This window comes from Clostridium sp. UMB9555A (assembly GCF_030222355.1).
Classification (GTDB): Bacteria; Bacillota; Clostridia; order Clostridiales; family Clostridiaceae; genus Sarcina; species Sarcina perfringens.
This window is the reverse complement of the sequence record NZ_JASORQ010000007.1, coordinates 1-18,397: the sequence shown is the minus strand read 5'-3', so window position 1 is coordinate 18,397 and position 18,397 is coordinate 1. Positions and strand designations below refer to the sequence as shown.

General features: G+C 26.9%; 20 protein-coding genes. 15 read left to right on the top strand and 5 right to left on the bottom strand.

Annotation, left to right across the window (positions count from 1 at the left end):
• Window positions 1-180 precede the first annotated feature (180 nt).
• From QP548_RS14375 to QP548_RS14355, 5 genes are all read left to right on the top strand, one after another.
• The gene (locus tag QP548_RS14375; RefSeq protein ID WP_061426198.1) at window positions 181-1,449 is read left to right on the top strand and encodes a J domain-containing protein; all 1,269 of its coding nucleotides are present in this window, start codon (window positions 181-183) and stop codon (window positions 1,447-1,449) included.
• A 17-nt stretch (window positions 1,450-1,466) separates the two neighbouring features.
• Window positions 1,467-2,069 (top strand): nucleotide exchange factor GrpE, encoded by a 603-nt coding sequence (grpE, locus tag QP548_RS14370; protein ID WP_061426199.1) that lies wholly within the window; start codon window positions 1,467-1,469, stop codon window positions 2,067-2,069.
• Window positions 2,057-3,784 carry an Hsp70 family protein gene (locus QP548_RS14365; protein ID WP_061426200.1) on the top strand — a complete coding sequence of 576 codons (1,728 nt, stop codon included), beginning with the start codon at window positions 2,057-2,059 and terminating at the stop codon, window positions 3,782-3,784. Before grpE ends, QP548_RS14365 begins: the two co-directional genes overlap by 13 nt.
• Before the next feature lie 17 nt (window positions 3,785-3,801).
• Window positions 3,802-4,536 (top strand): hypothetical protein, encoded by a 735-nt coding sequence (locus QP548_RS14360; RefSeq protein ID WP_061426201.1) that lies wholly within the window; start codon window positions 3,802-3,804, stop codon window positions 4,534-4,536.
• 272 nt (window positions 4,537-4,808) lie between these two features.
• Window positions 4,809-5,582 (top strand): tyrosine-protein phosphatase, encoded by a 774-nt coding sequence (locus QP548_RS14355; RefSeq protein ID WP_061426202.1) that lies wholly within the window; start codon window positions 4,809-4,811, stop codon window positions 5,580-5,582.
• A 68-nt stretch (window positions 5,583-5,650) separates the two neighbouring features.
• On the opposite strand, the gene QP548_RS14350 is transcribed toward QP548_RS14355, so the two are convergent.
• A complete protein-coding gene (locus QP548_RS14350) occupies window positions 5,651-6,097 on the bottom strand; it encodes a hypothetical protein (RefSeq protein ID WP_061426203.1) in 447 nt (148 codons plus the stop codon).
• 137 nt (window positions 6,098-6,234) lie between these two features.
• Between QP548_RS14350 and QP548_RS14345 the strand changes: the two genes are divergently transcribed.
• Window positions 6,235-6,420 carry a hypothetical protein gene (locus tag QP548_RS14345; RefSeq protein WP_003458368.1) on the top strand — a complete coding sequence of 62 codons (186 nt, stop codon included), beginning with the start codon at window positions 6,235-6,237 and terminating at the stop codon, window positions 6,418-6,420.
• Between the two features lie 12 nt (window positions 6,421-6,432).
• Window positions 6,433-6,681, top strand: a complete 249-nt coding sequence (locus tag QP548_RS14340) for a spore coat protein (protein WP_060669491.1) — start codon at window positions 6,433-6,435, stop codon at window positions 6,679-6,681.
• Between the two features lie 97 nt (window positions 6,682-6,778).
• Here the strand turns inward: QP548_RS14340 and QP548_RS14335 are convergent, their stop codons facing one another.
• Entirely contained in the window at window positions 6,779-7,510 is a 732-nt protein-coding gene (locus QP548_RS14335; RefSeq protein WP_061426204.1) for an NAD-dependent protein deacylase, read from the bottom strand.
• A gap of 169 nt (window positions 7,511-7,679) precedes the next feature.
• On the opposite strand from QP548_RS14335, the gene QP548_RS14330 reads away from it, so the two are divergent.
• The 7 genes from QP548_RS14330 (at window position 7,680) to QP548_RS14300 (ending at window position 12,229) form a co-directional block, all read left to right on the top strand.
• Window positions 7,680-8,003: a DUF6442 family protein gene (locus QP548_RS14330; RefSeq protein ID WP_004455891.1), complete on the top strand. Its 324-nt coding sequence runs from the start codon at window positions 7,680-7,682 to the stop codon at window positions 8,001-8,003.
• A gap of 33 nt (window positions 8,004-8,036) precedes the next feature.
• Window positions 8,037-8,246 carry a helix-turn-helix transcriptional regulator gene (locus tag QP548_RS14325; RefSeq protein WP_061426205.1) on the top strand — a complete coding sequence of 70 codons (210 nt, stop codon included), beginning with the start codon at window positions 8,037-8,039 and terminating at the stop codon, window positions 8,244-8,246.
• A 127-nt stretch (window positions 8,247-8,373) separates the two neighbouring features.
• On the top strand, window positions 8,374-8,988 hold the full coding sequence (locus QP548_RS14320) for a sugar O-acetyltransferase (RefSeq protein ID WP_061426206.1): 615 nt from the start codon (window positions 8,374-8,376) through the stop codon (window positions 8,986-8,988).
• 219 nt (window positions 8,989-9,207) lie between these two features.
• Complete coding sequence (locus QP548_RS14315) at window positions 9,208-9,714, top strand: CarD family transcriptional regulator (protein ID WP_003464290.1); 507 nt, start codon at window positions 9,208-9,210, stop codon at window positions 9,712-9,714.
• A 182-nt stretch (window positions 9,715-9,896) separates the two neighbouring features.
• The gene (locus tag QP548_RS14310) at window positions 9,897-11,033 is read left to right on the top strand and encodes a mechanosensitive ion channel family protein (RefSeq protein ID WP_060795244.1); all 1,137 of its coding nucleotides are present in this window, start codon (window positions 9,897-9,899) and stop codon (window positions 11,031-11,033) included.
• A complete protein-coding gene (locus QP548_RS14305; protein WP_061426207.1) occupies window positions 11,030-11,653 on the top strand; it encodes a copper homeostasis protein CutC in 624 nt (207 codons plus the stop codon). Before QP548_RS14310 ends, QP548_RS14305 begins: the two co-directional genes overlap by 4 nt.
• Window positions 11,654-12,016: 363 nt before the next feature.
• Window positions 12,017-12,229, top strand: a complete 213-nt coding sequence (locus QP548_RS14300; RefSeq protein WP_061426208.1) for a hypothetical protein — start codon at window positions 12,017-12,019, stop codon at window positions 12,227-12,229.
• 123 nt (window positions 12,230-12,352) lie between these two features.
• Here QP548_RS14300 and QP548_RS14295 read toward each other — a convergent pair whose 3' ends face one another.
• The 3 genes from QP548_RS14295 to QP548_RS14285 all read right to left on the bottom strand — a co-directional run bounded on the left by QP548_RS14295 (window position 12,353) and on the right by QP548_RS14285 (window position 14,998).
• On the bottom strand, window positions 12,353-13,663 hold the full coding sequence (locus QP548_RS14295; protein ID WP_061426209.1) for a DUF1576 domain-containing protein: 1,311 nt from the start codon (window positions 13,661-13,663) through the stop codon (window positions 12,353-12,355).
• A 219-nt stretch (window positions 13,664-13,882) separates the two neighbouring features.
• Window positions 13,883-14,179, bottom strand: a complete 297-nt coding sequence (locus QP548_RS14290; RefSeq protein ID WP_061426210.1) for a hypothetical protein — start codon at window positions 14,177-14,179, stop codon at window positions 13,883-13,885.
• Between the two features lie 141 nt (window positions 14,180-14,320).
• Complete coding sequence (locus QP548_RS14285) at window positions 14,321-14,998, bottom strand: uracil-DNA glycosylase (protein ID WP_060795234.1); 678 nt, start codon at window positions 14,996-14,998, stop codon at window positions 14,321-14,323.
• A gap of 454 nt (window positions 14,999-15,452) precedes the next feature.
• On the opposite strand from QP548_RS14285, the gene QP548_RS14280 reads away from it, so the two are divergent.
• Window positions 15,453-17,990, top strand: coding sequence for a glycoside hydrolase family 3 protein (locus tag QP548_RS14280; protein ID WP_061426211.1), 2,538 nt, complete (start codon window positions 15,453-15,455; stop codon window positions 17,988-17,990).
• The last annotated feature ends 407 nt before the right edge of the window (window positions 17,991-18,397 follow it).

The following is an 18,397-nucleotide window of genomic DNA, read 5'->3' as shown; positions in this document are numbered from 1 at the left end:
ATTAATATAAGTAATTTATGTCAAATTAAAATAAATATAATTATGGATAAAAAAATAGTTCTAACCTAGAGTATTCTAAGTTTTATAAATAAAATAGGCTTACTAATGAATATTATTAGTTTTACTGAAATAAAGTTATGGTATAGAGATATATCGTTAATTAATTTTAGGAGGATGTATATGATAGATTATTTTAAAGAATTAAATATTCAGATAGATGCCTCTGATAATGAAGTGAAAAATGCATATTTTAATATGACTAAAAAATATCCACCAGAAAAGTTTCCAAAGGAATATAGAGTTATAAGGGATGCCTATGAAACCTTAATAGATAAAGCTAAAAGGGATGCATATATTTTAGAGACTTTTGATCTTGAAATAAAAAATATACTTAATGAAGGTATTGATTTAGCTAAAAGTGAAAAATATGATTTAGCAGTTTTAAATTTTGAAAAAGTTCTGCAAAAATACCCTGATAATTCAAAGGTTAAAAAGGATTTAGCAGTATGTCTAATGAGAGGGAGAAATTATAAAAAAAGTTCTAAGATATTAAAAGAATTAGTTATAAGAGAGCCTAACAATATAGAATACTATAAGCTTTTAATAAATGCTTATGGAGATAATTATGATCTTAAAAATTTAGAGAGTGTCCTTAAAAAGAGTTTGAATTTAAAAAATGTAGAAGTGGATTTTTATTTAAAATTATTTGAAATTTATAATGAAAGCGAATTAAGGGATTATACAAAGGCTATTAAGGTTTTAAAGGATGGCTTAGAAAATAAAAATATAAATTCAAAGAAGTATAAGTTATACCTTAAGTTTTTAGATTTATCCGATAGATTAGATTGCAAAGATGATTTTAATAAGGGGTGTGAAGCTTTAAGCGGAATCATTTTAAAGGATAATTATGAAGAAGTAAAAAGTTCAATATTGAATTTGTTAGATAGAATTTTAAAAGAGTTTCATTTTAAAAACGGAGTTAGGCTTACATCAACAGCTTTAGTTTTAATAGATGAAAAAAAAGACATGGAAACCTTAGAAAAAATAATGAATTTAAGGCGTAGTTTTTTGGAGTTATCTAGGCTTTATGAGGATAAGAGTATAAATGAAGATTTTAAAAAGATTATTTTTTATAATGTTGTAAGTGAATTTTTAAAGGATGATATTGAATTTAATAAGGATGTCGAAAGAACAACTCAAAACTTTTTTAATAACTTTAATTTTGAAAATGATGAATTAGTAAAATCAATTGGGAAGTTAAAGAATGATTATAGAAATGTGTATTTAGAAACAAGAAAGTTAAGTGACAAGGTTTTGAGTCGATATAGTAAAGTTCAGAAAATAAAAGAGGAAAATAATGTGCCTAAGGAATTTTATTCTAAAAGGAGAGAGGGGAATCCCGTAAAAATTTTATTTAGAAAAGTAATAAATAGTTTTATAGATAAATAAAATAAGGGGGTACTGATTTGAATTATGAAGAGGCTTTAAAGGATATCTGTGAAGAGAAAAAATATATAGATTTATTTGAAGGGGATAGAGGATTAAAAGAAATAAAAAATTCTATAAAAAAAATAGCCATACAAAATGAAAATATGAATCAAGGATATATTGAAGAGGTCTATAAAATAGCTAGTAGTCTTGAAGGGATTACAACTTATATAAGTAAAAAGAGTGAGGAAGAGGAGCTTAGAAGTAAAAGAATAAACAAAGAATTAGAAATAAGGGAAAAGAGATTGGTTAAAAGCATAATCAATATATTGGACAATATAAAATATATTTATGATTTTAGTGAAAAATCTAACAATGAAGTATTAAATGAGGCTATGAATAATCTATTAAACACAGTAAAAAAAGCAATGGTGAATGTAGATATCCTTCTTATTGACGGAAAAGAAACTTTTTTTGATGAAAGCTTACATGAGTGTGTTAGTACTATTTGGAATGACGAAAGAAAAGATTATGAGATAAACGAGGTTTTAAAGTTTGGATACATATACAAGGGAAAAGTTGAGAGGACAGCTCAAGTAGTAGTAGTTAAAAATAAGGAGGATATAGAATGGGAAGAATAATAGGAATTGATTTAGGGACAACAACTTCAGAAATAGCTTATGTAAAAGATGGTAAGCCATGCATAATAAGAAATATTGAAGAAGGAGATGAACATGCTATTCCGTCAGTAGTTTCCATAGAGGGAGATGAAATAAAGGTTGGAAAGAAAGCTAAAAATCAAATTTTGCTAAAGCCTGAATTAACAGTTGCTGAGGTAAAGAGAGTAATGGGAACAGAAAATATTATACAAATTCAAGGGAAAGAATACAGACCAGAGGAAATTTCAGCACTAATTTTAAAAAAATTAAAAGAAGTAGCTGAATATTTTTTAGGGGAAGAAGTAGAAGAAGCCGTAATAACTGTCCCTGCAAACTTTAATGATATACAAAGAAAAGCTACAAAAAATGCTGGGGAAATAGCAGGGTTTAAAGTAGAGAGAATAATAAATGAACCTACTGCAGCAGCTATGGCTTATGGAGTAGACAACCTAGATAAAAACGGAAATATTCTAGTTTATGACTTTGGAGGGGGAACCTTTGACGTAACTATACTAGAAATGTTTAATGGAGTTTTAGACGTAAAAGTAAGCAGAGGGAATAATTATTTAGGTGGAAAAGATATTGATAATAAATTAATAGACCATGTTGTAAATGAATTTAATAAATCAACAGGTGTAAAATTAGATATCTCAGATAGTAGAATTTTGGCTAGACTTAAGGAAGGTGTAGAGGAAGCTAAAAAAACATTATCAACATCTAAGATGGCTGAAATAGTACTTCCTTATATTAGTGCTGACAAAGATAATAATCCAATAAACTTAGAAATGGTATTAACTAGGGAAGAGTTTGAGTTTAATGTTAAAGAAATAATAGATTCTACTGAGGATATAGTAAATGAAGCTTTAGAGGATGCAAATATTACTGATAATGAGATAGATACAGTATTATTAGTTGGTGGTTCTAGTAGAATACCTTATGTAAGAAATATGCTTGAAAAAAGATTTAAAGGAAAAATAGCAAGGGGAGTAAATCCAGATGAGGCTGTGGCTTTAGGGGCTTCAGTACAAGCTGCTATTAAAAATGATATTCCAGTTGGAGATTCAGGCACAATAATAGTTACTGATACATGTAACTATACTTTAGGAGTGGCATTAAAGGGAGGAATATTTGATCCTATAATTGATAGAGATTCAAAATTACCTGCAAATGTAACAAAGAGATATTGCACTGTTATGGATAATCAAACAGAAGTATTAGTAAGTGTTTATGAAGGTGAAAGTAGATATGTTAGTGATAATACTTTAATAGATGAATTTATATTATCAGGAATACCAAAGGCTGATACTGGTAAAGAAAAAATAGATATTACCTTTACCTATGATTTAAATGGAATTTTAAATGTTTCAGCAGAAATTCTTTCTACTGGAGATGAAATTTCTAAAATAATGTCTACTAAAGGCCTTTCAAAAGAAGAGATTCATGATCTTAAAGAGGTAGTTTCAAGTAATGAAAATAATAATGAACTTGTACCTTGGAAATCAGCCAATTTATTTAAATTAGTAGAACCTAACTTTAGATTAGCAGAAAGAAAAATTCCTATGTTACCAAGTGCCGATAGAGAAAAGCTTCAAGAAATTATGAGTGACATGAAGGATGCCATAGTAGATAATGATAAAATGGCACTTATGAAATTAGATGAAGAACTTACAGATTTTTTATTTGATTTCGTAAATTAATATTGGGAGCATTTCTTATGAAAAATAGTAAAGAAGCTTTAGAAGGTGCTTATAATAATGCTTTGGATTTAATCTTAAATAAGAAATTGAAAGAGGGAGAAAAGCTCTTAGAAAAAATTTATGGCTCTGGAAATATAAATATAGATATTTTAAATCTTTTAGGAATAATAAAATATATGTATTGCGATTTTTATGGAGCTAAGAAATATTGGAATGAGAGTTTGAAAGTTTCATGTGAAGATAATCAGGCTTCTGAATTTATAGAGGATATAGAAAGTGATGATTTTAAACTAATAAGTGAAAAATATAGGGATTCACTAAACTTAATAGAAGATAAAAATTATTTACAAGCAATAGAGACCCTAGAGGAAATTGATAAAAGAAGAGGTGAATTAATAGAAGTTAAAATCATCTTAGCATTATTATATATGATAATAGATGAGAAAAATAAGGCCTTTAAAAATATAGAAAGTGCTTTATCATATGATATATCAAATTATAAGATAAAAGAAATATATAATGAAATAAAATGTGATTTAGCAAAGGATGAAGAAAAAGAGGAAAGTGAAGAATTAACTTTTTCTGAGTCTATTCTAAATTTGGTAATGATTTTGAATTATAGGATAAACTCTTTTTATGAAGAGGAATTAAAGTATAGAAATGAAGAAATAAAATCCTTATATGAAGAAATCAAAACTATGAATTTAGAAATTGAATCTTTAAATACGAAAAAAGAAAAATTGAGTTTATAAATTAATTTAGCTGTATTAAATATATTCTAAAAAATAAATTTCTTAGAATATATTTTGATACAGCTATTTGTTTTTTTATGAAGAGAATATTTCCTGTGAAATATATGTATGTAGAATGTATTATTTGGTTTTGTATTATGGTAAAATATTCATGTAAAAAATAGAAAGTTAAGAGTAGATTAGTAAAGGGTTTTATATTATAGTAAAAATTATTTAAACCCTATAGAGGAAGATAGATTTCCTTTTAGGTATTTATTTTAAGGAGGAAAGCAATGATAGATATACATTCACATATAATACCTAATATAGATGACGGTTCAAAAAGTTTAGAAATGTCCTTAGAAATGTTAAAAAGAGCAGAAGAGTCAGGAACTAAGAAAATAATAGCAACTCCTCACTTCTTTAAGGGATATTGGACAGAAAACTATAACAGTGTAAAAGATAAAGTTAAAGAGTTAAATAAGCTAGCTAAGGAAAATAATTTAAATATTGAAATTTATCCAGGACAAGAAGTATTCTTTAATAATTACATATTAGAGGATTTTAAGCTTGGAGATATTGGAACCTTAGGAGAATCAAGATATATGCTTATAGAATTCCCTATGGATAAAATATATTTTCAAAAAGCAATAGATGAAATATATGAACTTAAAATAAAAGGAATAACTCCAGTGATTGCTCATCCAGAAAGATATGTTGATTTCATAAATAATCCAGAGGAAATAAATCAGTTTATTGATGAGGGATACTTATTCCAATTAAATGGAGGAAGTCTTACTGGATTATTTGGAAAAGATGTGAAGAAAACAGCAGAGCTATTCTTAGAAAATAATCTATATAGCTTTATTGGATCTGATGCTCATAGTAATGGAAATAGAAATACTAGCTTAAAGGAAGCTTGTGAAGTTGCAAATAGCATAAGTAGAGGAGCAAGTAGAAGATTTGAAGCTAATGGACTTGCTTTATTAAATAATGAAAAGATAGTATTCCAAGGGCAAAAAGTTAAAAAGAAGAAAAAAGGATTATTCTCATTCTTCAAAAGATAAATTTTAATTTTTAAACCCCACTTCAGTATTAACTGGAGTGAGGTTTTTTTAGTTTAAAAAGTAAATATTTATTCTCCGATAATATTATTAGTATCTTCCATAAGCATTGAAAATTGGCTTTTTTTAATCCAGCCATTACAATTTATTTTTGATTCTGTATTTAACAATGAATAATACCAAATTTCATTGTTTATTTCAGCTTCATCAATAATTTTTACTTGTGATTTTTCTTTGATTTTACTAATAGCAATAGATTCCTCAGATGGAGCTATGAAAATTGAGGTATAAGGTAGTGTAATTCCATATCTAAATTCAGGCTTATTAAAATTTATTATTAAAGTTTTTTTGGAATCATTGTTACTTTTTATATAAGTTGTATCTTTATATTTTGAAAGTTGATTATTTAAAGTTAAAATTTGCCTTTTATATTCAGTAATTTTAATATTGCATTGATATAGTACAAAGGCAACAGCACACACACCTAATAGTATTAAAAAAATACATAAAAAGATCAAATTAAATTACTCCTTAATATTAGTGTTTAATATAATATATTGTTTAAACATAAGATTAATTACATAATTTTGTATGAATAAATTAAAAAAAAAAGCTTAAACTAATAAGGAATTTTAAAATGTTAGGAGGGATTATTATGGCTAATCTAAATGAATTAGAATTACAAAATCTTCGTCACTTAATAGGAGCTCATTGTACAATTGAGAAAAAACTTGAATGTTACTCAGAACAATGTACTGATCCAACATTAAAAAATATGTTAAAAAAAGATGCACAAGATGCTAAAAACAGTAAAGAAAAATTAATGTCATTTTTAGGATAGGAGGCAATTAACATGCAAGAAAAAGAAATGATAAGCGATTATCTTGCTGGAATAAATGCAAGTTTAGCAGGATATGGAAGCATAATTTCTCAATGTGAGAATCAAGAATTAAGAGAAACTATACAAAACATGAGAAACCAAGACGAAGTACGTCAATATGCTCTTTTCAAAGTTGCAAAAGAAAAAGGATACTATATCCCTGCTCAACAAGCAACTCCAGAAGAAGTAGCTACTGTAAAACAACAAGTTTCTCAAGGATAAAATTATCTAACTAAGAATCTACATAGAAATTTGTTAAATAAATTTAAAAAGAGACTATTAGAAAATTAATAGTCTCTTTTCTATTTAAAAAAATAAATTAATCAATAAGGTTTCCTAATACTTTTCCTATGGAGTCATTTATAACTAAGTGAGCTTTAGAATCAGCTTGAGTTGAACTTTTGTTTATTAAAACTAAATTCTTTCCTCTAAAATAGTTAATAAGCCCTGCGGCAGGATAAACAACTAAGGAAGTTCCTCCTATTATAAGGGTATCTGCTTTAGAAATAGCATCGATAGCACCTCTAATAACATTATCATCTAAAGGCTCTTCATATAAAACTACATCAGGTTTAACTATTCCTCCACATTTAGTACACTTTGGTACTCCCTTTGATTCAAGAATGAATTTTTCATCATAAAAAGCGTGGCAATCTACACAGTAATTTCTAAGAACTGATCCATGAAGTTCAAAAACATTTTTACTCCCTGCCATTTGATGAAGTCCATCTATGTTTTGAGTTACTATAGCCTTTAATTTTCCCATTTCTTCAAGTTTAGCTAAGGCAATATGAGCATCATTAGGCTTGGCATCAGGGTAAATAAGTTTAGTTTTATAAAAATTGAAAAACTCTCCTGGATATCTCTGAAAAAAACTATGAGAAACTAATTGTTCAGGGGTAAAAGTAATATTAAGTTTTTCATTAAATAAGCCATTAGCACTTCTAAAGTCAGGAATTCCAGACTCAGTTGACACTCCAGCTCCTCCAAAGAAAACTATGTTATTACTATTTTTTATTATTTCTTTTAATTTGGTTATTTTATCATCCATGAAATCATCTCCAAATATTTGTTTATAATTTAATTATAATTTATTTACAATAATATACAATATCTATATGAAGAGTTATTGACAAGTTTTATTGTCAATTGGTAAAATAAAATTGACAATAAAACTTTGCAAAATAACAAATAAACTTGGTATGAAGGGGGAAAATAATATGGATAAAAATACTGTTTTAGAAAAAAGCCGTAATTCTAGAAGTGATGAAGGTATAGAATATGCTGAATCTAAAGGGCGTAAAATAGGATTTGTTATTTTTAGCTTAATATTTCTTTTTATAATTTTATTTAATCTCTTTTTTTCAGGTGGTAATAATTCTGTTTTTTATGCAGCTTCATCTATGTTCTGGATATTTATTTCAACAGATGCATTTGAAAAATTTAAGTTTACACGAAAAAAATCACATTTAGTTATAACTATTGCAGGAGGAGTTGCAACAATTATTTGGCTTGCAAATTTTATTATAATTACTTTAGAATAGGCAGATTAAATTTATATAAAGGAATTAATGAAAATGAAAGATGAATTAATTTTAAAAAATAAACTAAAGATTTCAAGAGTAGAAAAAGGATTATCACAGCAGGCTTTAGCTGAGTTAGTAGGGGTTTCAAGAAATACAATTAGTTCTATAGAAACAGGACAATTTAATCCAACAGCTAAGCTAGCATTAATATTATGTATTGCTTTAGATAAAAAATTTGAAGAGTTATTTTATTTTGATTAATTAAGAGTGATTAGACTTATCACTCTTAATTTTTATATTTATAAAGTGTATATTTATTTCATATTTTTATGTAATATTAAGTTTGATAGGTTTATAAATATGATTTTTAGAAAAGGATGAGAAGATTATGGACTTAAAAGAAATAAGAGAAAGAATGTATGGTCAAAAACTTTATTATTGTAATGATGAAGCTTTGATGAGTGAGCAGATGAAGGCTTTAGAGCTACTTTATGATTTTAATCAAACAAGACCTTCAGAACAGGATAAAAGGGAGAAAATGCTAAAGAAGATGTTTGCTGAAATAGGAGATGATTGTTATATTGAGCCTCCTTTCCATGCTAATTGGGGAGGAAAAAATGTACATTTTGGCAATGGAGTTTATGCTAATTTCAATTTAACAATGGTTGATGACTGTGATATATTTGTTGGAAATAATGTTTTATTTGGCCCAAATGTTACAGTATCAGCAGGTACACATCCTATACATCCAGAATTAAGAAGTAAACAAGCTCAATATAATATTCCTATACATATAGGAAATAATGTTTGGATTGGTGCAAATTCTGTTATACTTCCAGGAATTAATATTGGAGATAATTCAGTAATTGGAGCAGGAAGTGTTGTTACAAAGGATATTCCATCTAATGTAGTTGCTGTAGGAAATCCATGTAGAGTATTAAGAGAAATTAATGAAAATGATATGAAATATTATTATAGAGACATGAAAATTGATATTGAGTAAAATCATATATATTTTAAAAATAAAATATTTCCTTACATTAAATATTTTTAATGTGGTAAAATAGAAGTATACAGCGTGTAGTTTTAATGACGTAATTCCAGTTGTTAAAACTACTTTTTTTATTTTAGAAAAGTATAGTGCTAACTACTTGAGTTAAAAGAGCAATCTCTTAATGATGAGATGAAAGCAAAATTTTAATTTAAGGAAGGTGAAAATTTATTGTTTAAAATTAATGATTATATAATGTATGGAACCGTTGGGGTTTGTCAGGTTATAGATATTACTAAAGAAACTCTTATGAATAATATTGAAAAAGAATATTATGTATTAAGTCCAGTCTATTCTAAGTATCCTAAAAAGACAGTAATTAAAATTCCAGTTGATAATAAGAAAATTTCTATGAGAACTCTTCTTTCTAAGGAGGATGTAAATTCCATTATAAATAGTATCCCAGAGACGGAAACTTTATGGATAGATAATGATAGACAAAGAAATGATGAGTTTAAAACAATGCTTAGAAGTGGAAATTGTGATGATTTAATTGTATTAATAAGAAGTATATATTTAGATAAAAAGAAAAGAAAATTAGATGGAAAAAAGGCATGTAAGGGCGACGATGAGATTATGCAAACTGCGGAAAAATTAATAAATGAAGAGTTTGCAGTTATCCTTGATATTCGTCCAGAAGAGGTAAAGTCTTATATAAAAAGTCATATACCTCAATAAAGCATAAAGAAAAGTAATCAAGAAGTTAGTGAATACTTTGATGAAATAGCATAAATGTGGGAATTAATAAACCTAGATAAAATATAAAAATATTTTATCTAGGTTTATTTTTATATTTAAATTTAAAATAAATTAGTCATTTCAGGAAAAGATAAAAAGAAGAATATCTTTTGAGGTGTGCTATGAAGGAATTAGAAAGACTTTTAGGAAGGCTGACAATTATCAATATAAAAGAGATTATTATAATTCTTGTTATTATGATAATTGTTTTAATAATAAATAAAATACTAATAAATAATCTATTTAAGTTACTAATGAGAGGGGCAAGAAGGACTAAAAATTACTTAGATAATAATATTGTTAGAGCTTTAGAAAATCCATTAAAGCTTATTGTATCCTTTGTTGGAATATATTCAATATTTAAAGTTATAAATCTTGATTCTTTAGGTATAGATTTTTTATCTACATATAAGATTCTAAGAGTAGGAATAATAGTTTCATTTATATATTTTGCCTATAACTTAACTTTGGAAAATTCATTACTTTATTCTAAGTTACATAAAAATGATGGTGGTAATACTATTGTATTTCCTTTTGTTTCTATAATTATTAGATTAATAATATTGCTAGTTGGAATAATTATAATTGCAAATGAATTTGGCTTAACTGGTTTTATTGCTGGATTAGGTGTAAGTGGAGTTGCCTTTGCATTAGCTGCTCAGGATACATGTTCAAATTTGTTTGGGGGAATGGTAATAGTTTTAGATAGACCTTTTTCTATTGGAGATTGGATACAGGCTGGAGATGTTGAAGGCGTTGTTGAAGATATCACATTTAGAAGTACAAGAATAAGAACCTTTTCTATGGCAATTGCTACTGTACCTAATTCAAAACTTGCTAATAGTAACATAATAAATTGGACTCATAGAAAATTAAGAAGAATCCACTTTAAATTTACTATGGATTGCAAGACACCAATAGAAAGTATAAAAAATTCTGTTAATAAAATAGAAAATATGCTAAAAAAACATGATAAAATAGATAAAAATTTGATAATAGTAAGTTTTAATGAGCTTTCAACTTATGGTTTTGGAGTTTTTATATATTTCTACACAGATGAATTTGAATATTTAAAATATGAAAAGCTTAAGGAAGAAATAAATATAAAAATATTAGAGATATTAAGAGAAGAAAATGTTAGTTTAATGTTTTTAAATTTTGATTTTAAAGGTTTTGAGAGAAGATCTGGGAATTGTAATCTTGAAAACACTGAGTTGGAATCCATAAAAAATATTACTGAGGAGGAGAGAGGCGTATGACAATTAAGTTAGAAGCATGTGTTGGAAATTATAAGGAAGGAAAAAGAGCTGAGGAGTTAGGAGCTAATAGAATAGAGCTTTGTGATAACTTGGCTCAAGGTGGAACAACACCAAGCTATGGAACAATTCTTCAATGTAAAAAGGATATTAATATAGACATTAATGTAATTATTCGACCAAGAGGAGGAAATTTTGTTTATTCTAAAGAAGAATTGAGCATAATGAAAAATGATATAAAACTTTGTAAGGATATAGGGGTAACAGGAGTAGTATTTGGATTTCTAAAGGAAGATAATACTTTAGATTATGAAACAACCAAGGAGTTTGTTGAGTTAGCTAAACCTTTAAGCGTTACATTTCATATGGCCTTTGATGAAATAGAAAATAAGTTTGATGCCTTAGATAAACTTATAGATTTAGGAGTAGATAGGGTTTTAACAAAGGGTGGATTAGATAATGCTTTTAAAAATAAAGATACCTTAAAAGAATTAGTTGAACATGCTAAAGATAAAATAATAATACTTCCAGGTGGAGGAGTTACTAAAGATAATTTTTTAGCGTTAAAAGATTATACCAATGCTAGGGAGTTTCATGGAACCAAAATAGTAGGAAATTTATAAAAACAATAGAAATGATTAGAAATAACTCTTAATATATATAATTAATCTTTTAAAACAGTAAAAAATAACTCTTTACAAAGTAAGGTGAATGTCTTAATATTATATATAGAACAACCAAAGCAATACATAATTGTATGTATTATAAATATTGTAATATTATTTATATATTACAATAGCAATATCATTAAAATATCTGAGACTTTAAGTCATATACTATTAGGATATTATTTTCAATAATATCTATTTTCTAACAAAAGACAAAAGTTAATTTACAAAAGTAACCAATGCTTAAATTCAATGTAAATAATTTGTAATAAGTAGTTTGTATAATTAAGTTAAAGGAATTTGTTGGGAGTGGTAAAGGTGTTAGAGAAGATGATATTAAGTGATAAAGAGTGTGAATATCTTACTAAAAGTATAGCTGGAGGAGTTTTAATAGGACTTGCTTTAGGAGCTGTTTTCAATAATCCTCAGTTTGGCTTTGCCTTAGGTGGAGTAACTGGAATAGTAGCATCTCTTATTTATACTTTAGTAAAAAGAGCTAAGATTAAATCAGATAAAAAGTTAATCAATTAATATATAATAAATAAGTTTGTTCGGGTTTATAGTATAAAATTAACATAGTGTTAATTTCCCCCTACTTAAACTATAAGCCCCTTTTAATATAAAATTTATAAATGTAAAGAAAAAAGAAGCAGATTAATCTGCTTCTTTTTTTATTCCTAAACTAATAGGATGTCTCTTAGAAGAATCCTTTAAATTATTTTTTGTATTTGTAACTTGAAGAGATTCTATAACTGGAACAATAATTGCGGCTACAAAGCCACTTGCAAGTCCATTATTATATAAATTTAATCCTCCATGTAATTCACCAATATTAAAAACCATAAATATGTGAAGAAATCCTGCTATTATTCCATAAGGCCAACCATAGTATCCTGAAATAGGAGCTAATCCTGTACTAAATAATATACAAACTACTGTAACAGGAGAATTTATATCTGATATGCTAATTAAAGATGCTAATGAAGCTCCTATAATTAATGGAACAGAGTTAGCTAAATTTTTTCCGTAGCATCCAAAGCCAGCCATGGAGAAAATAGCTCCAATAGTTGGACCATTTAAATCACCATTTATAAGTAAAACAAAAAGTGTTGAGAATATACAAAGTACTCCCATATTAAAATAACAACTACTACCATAGATTGAAAAAAAGTCACTAGGGAAAATACCATGTTCTTTATTAATTCCTATTTGATCTTTTAGCACACTTTTCTTCGATTTATCTAGTATAAGGCTACAAATTATGAAGTAAGCACTTATAGTAAATAAAAATATCATATATAATATATTATTTCCTTTATGCCATATAGAGTTTGTCTCAAAGTCATGTCCTACAGCTCTCATTAAAGACATTACTGCTATAGCTATAATTCCTCCAGCAAAGCCAACGTTATAAAGAGAGAAACCAGAATGAATCCTAGATGCGTTTTTAGCAATAGGAGGAAGAATAAATCCTACGATTATTCCAACTAATGCACCTGTAACAGCTCCAGATATAGGATGAACCCCTGGGAAAAATGAAAACTGACTTACCGTAGGGGCTAGAGCAGTTCCAAGAGATGCTATAACTAAGTAATCTTTAAATGGCTTTTTTTTCACTTTAGAATATATCCAAGTACCTAAAACTATAGGCCATATATTTATTATATTTTTACCGAACATTCCAAAACCTGTTAAAAACCATAAAGACATTATACTTTTTCCTGTAGATTTTGTATCAGTTATATAAAATAAAAATATAAATATTAAGCCTAAAAGAGCACTATTAATTAAGGTCGCTCCAAAACCACCTATACTTATATAATCTGTTATTAATATGTCTGAATTTGAAATTATATTGTAAAGTCCATTAATTATTTCTTTAGGGCTTTCTAAAAAAAAGGCAAATATAATAAAAGAAATATATAAAATTAAATGTATAAGGTATTCTTGTGGTAACCTTTTCAACAATAGCAACACTCCTTAATAAAAATATATTTTAAGATTAATTTATTTTTATATTTTAAAATAACAATAAATTTAAGTAGATTATATAATATAAATCTTTAAAAGAATAGATGGTTACATTAATCGTAATAAAAAAGAAACAAATAAAGCCACTTTAGTATAATATTAATTTATATACTAGTAGTGGCTTAATATATGTAGGGATACACTACATATAGATTAATCAAATAGATCTGATTTCTTTTTTACTGTTATTAAAGTTTTTACCATCATATTATCTGTATGATTTTGAGGAAACATTTGATTTTCATAATAATTATTATTGTAAGGTGATGGTTTCATTACATAGTTATGCATACAGCAACAACTATGATTTGAATTCTTATTAATCATAGGATTAAGATTCATTGAATTTGAATTGAATTTATTCATAGGCATAAAAGAATATTCTTGATTACTTTTCATATTCATAGGAACTAATTTAAAATCCTCATCATTATCTTTATAATTTTTCATAAAATTACACCCCTAACTTAATTAATACTCCTAATAGAGTATATTAAGTTAGGGGTGTAAAGTTTCCTTAAAAATCAATTTAGTTTTATATAAATAAATATAAATTTAAAATAAGAATTAATATTAAGTATAAAGTTTGACTTAGATATTAGGTATTTGCCAATCTATAGGTTCTTTATTTATTGAAACTAAAAAATCATTAGTTTTAGAGAAAGGTTTTGAACCAAAGAATCCACGAGTAGCAGATAGTGGGCTTGGATGTACTGATTTTATTATTTTATGTATTGGATTAGTTATTAAAGCTTCTTTTGAAATAGCATTTCTTCCCCAAAGAATAAATACTATAGGTTCTTCTCTTTTGTTTAACAATTCAATTATTCTATCAGTGAATATTTCCCAACCCTTACCCTTATGAGAATTTGCTTGCCCTTCTCTAACTGTTAAAACAGTATTTAATAAAAGGATACCTTGTTTAGCCCAAGATTCCAAAAATCCATTATTAGGTATATAACATCCAAGGTCAGAATTTAATTCTTTAAACATGTTTCTCAAAGATGGAGGAGTTTGAACTCCTGGTTTAACAGAAAAGCTAAATCCATGAGCTTGGTTTGGTCCATGATATGGATCCTGCCCTAAAATAACAACTTTAACATCTTTGTAAGGTGTGAATTTTAATGCATTAAATATATCATACATGCTTGGATGTATTTTTTGAGTTTTATATTCATTTATAAGAAACTTTCTAAGATTTAAGTAGTATTCCTTTTCAAACTCATCTTTTAATAAATCATCCCAATCATTATTAAATTCAGCAGCCATTTAATTACCTCCTTATATAAAAATAAATTTTGTCAAAATCATAATTAAATTCTATACTTAATAATTTCTTATAACAAGGGTGCTAAATATAATTTGACTTGAATAGTTTCAATTAATCAATAACAAAATAGTTAGAATTCCATAATTAAAGTGAACTAGCAAATTGTTTGAAGTGATGCTTGGTTATAAATAAATGGTGATAATAATAATTAAAAGTAAAATTTAAAATTGTATTAAGTTTTGTCAAGTTCTACCTTAAGTGATGATAACAATAATTATGAGTAAACTCTAATAAATATTTAAATGTATATTATAAATATTATTTTTAAAAATATTTTAGTAAATTTAATTAATAAGTATATTAGAAGTTTAGTATATATATAATGGGGAAAATTAATTATTAAATGGAATTTGAAACATTATTTTAGAGTGGTATGAATTAGGGGGAGTATTTATGTTATTAAAGAAAATAGCTGCAATATTAACTGTAGCTTCAATAGGTGCTACTACTTTTACTAGTAATAAAGAGGTTATGGCAATAGACTCTGCTAGTAAGGCAAAAGAAATAGTTTCTAATATGACTTTAGAAGAAAAGCTTGGTCAAATGATAATGCCTGATTTTAGAATGTGGCAGGAAGACGGAACTAAAGAACCAAGTGATCTAACGGAAATAAATAGTGAAGTTGCAGAGGTTATAGATAAATATGATTTAGGTGGAGTTATACTTTTTGCTGAAAATGTTAAGGAGATATCTCAGACAACTACTTTAATACATGATTTACAAGAGGTAGCTATAAATGATAAAGATGGAAATTTACCATTACTTATAACTTTAGATCAGGAAGGTGGAATAGTAACTAGGCTTGGAGAAGGAACTAACTTACCTGGTAATATGGCATTAGGTGCTACTAGAAGTGAAAAGTATTCATATGATGCTGGTTACTTAATAGGAAGAGAATTAAATGCTTTAGGAGCAAATGTAAACTTTGCTCCAGTTTTAGATACAAATAATAATCCTGAAAATCCTGTTATAGGAGTAAGATCAATTTCTAGTAATCCAGAACTTGTAGGAAAGTTAGGAAAAAATATTGCTAAGGGTATTCAGGATCAAGGGGTTGCTGCTACTGCAAAACATTTCCCCGGTCATGGTGATACTTCAACAGATTCACATTATGGTTTGCCAATGGTAAATAAATCTATTGAAGAACTTAGAGAAACAGAGCTTAAACCATTTAAAATAGCTATAGAAAATGGTATAGATATGATAATGACAGCTCATATACAATTTCCTCAAATAGAGAAAGATACTTTTATATCAAAAAAAGATGGTAGCCAAATAGTAATTCCAGCCACATTATCAGATGATATTATAACAGGGATTTTAAGAGAAGAAATGGGGTATGATGGGGTTGCAATAACTGATGCAATGAATATGAAAGCCATATCCGATCATTTTGGAGAATTAGAGTCAACAAAAATGGCTATAAATGCAGGGATAGATATTATTCTTATGCCTACTATATTAAGAAATAATGAGGATGTTAAAAAATTAGATTATATAGTAAATGGAATTTTAGATTCTATTAAAAGTGGAGAAATAAAAGAAGAGGAAATAACTGATTCAGTTGAAAGAATCGTTAAACTAAAAATAGATAGAGGGATAATTGATTTAAAAAATAATAATGTATCTTTAGAGGAAAAAATTAAGAAAGCTAAGGAAACTGTTGGATCTATTGAAAATAGAAATATAGAAAGAAGGATTGCAGAAGAAGCAATCACTATTACTAAAAATGAGGATAATATACTTCCACTGAATCCTAAAGAAGGAGAAAAAGTTTTATTAATAGCGCCAAATGAAAGTCAAATTCATAGTATGAAGTTTGGTATAAATAGACTTATACATGAAAATAGTTTAAATAATATTAAGTTAGACACCTATGAGTACAATAACATAGGAGTAATTGATGATGTCTTAAGAGAAAAAATAGAAAGTTCTGATTATATAATAGTGGCTTCGCTAGCAAGTAATGCTAACCACTTAAAGCCTGGTACTTGGAATAGAGATTTACCTAGGTCAGTAATTGATTATGGAAATAAGTTAAATAAAGATACTGTATTAATAAGTTTAAGAAATCCATATGATTTGGCAGCTTATGATAACGCTAAGGCGCAGGTAGTTTCATATGGATTTAAAGGAATGGATCCAACAGAAGGAGATACTTTGTTTCCAACTAAATCTTCAGGGCCTAATATACCAGCATCTATGGGAGTTATTTTTGGAGTTGTAGAGCCTAAAGGAAAGTTGCCGGTAGATATTCCAAGTTTGAATAATGATGGAACTATGAATACTAAAGTAAATTATTATGATTATTGCCATGGTATTACAAACATGAATAGCTTAGGAAATGTTAATATTAGTATAGATAAAAAAGTAAAATTAGGTGATAATTTTCAAGTGAAGTTTAATTTAAGTGATATTAATGAAATAACAGTAGATAAATATAGTGCTAAGATTAAATTTCAAGGAGAAAAATTAGAATTCATTAAGGGAAAGCTAGAGTTAAGTGGAGATTTACAAGCTAATATTATAGATAAGAATACTTTAGAAGTTTTAATAAATTTAGATGCTAGTTTAGTTAAGGCTAATGAGATGAATTTCATTTTAGAATTTAAGGCAATTGATAAAGCTGAATTAACCAGTATAGAAATAACAAGTTCAGAACTTATTGATGCAAAGGGCAGAAGTTTTAATCAGAAAGATGTTATTTCAGAATTTTCAATAGAAGAGAATAAAGAGGATAAACCTATAAGTCCAGATGAAGGTAAAGAAGATGAAGAAAATAATGAGGATTTAGGGAATAGTGATGATAATAATGAAGAAGAGTTACCACAAACAGGTTCAAATGTTGGTAAAGAATTCATTTTTGGATTAGGGTCTCTATCACTTTTAGCTGGAATTGGATTAAAAAGCAAAAGATTTAAAAGAAAATAGTAAGTAAAACAATATAAATTTTTTTTAAAGGAATGCTTTTTTACAGTATTCCTTTTATTTTACATATTAATACAATAAATTATATGAAAACTTATCCCAGCGTATCAATGTAAGAATTATATAGAAAAATTAAGGAAAATAAAGAATTATAGGAATAATAATGAAAATAAGGTGCATTATAAAAGTGGTTAAATCAATATACATGGTAAGATAAATCTCGTCGCTGAGAGACACACAAACAACTTAACAAAATAAATAAAAAGTTTTGAAAAAAGTTGTTGACAAAGTTTCAAAGTGATGCTAAACTAAGAAAGTCGCTTGAGGGCGACGACGAAATGGTCTTTGAAAATTAAACAGAAGATATTAACATAAACCAGCAATTCTTTTATAAGTAATATGAGTATAGA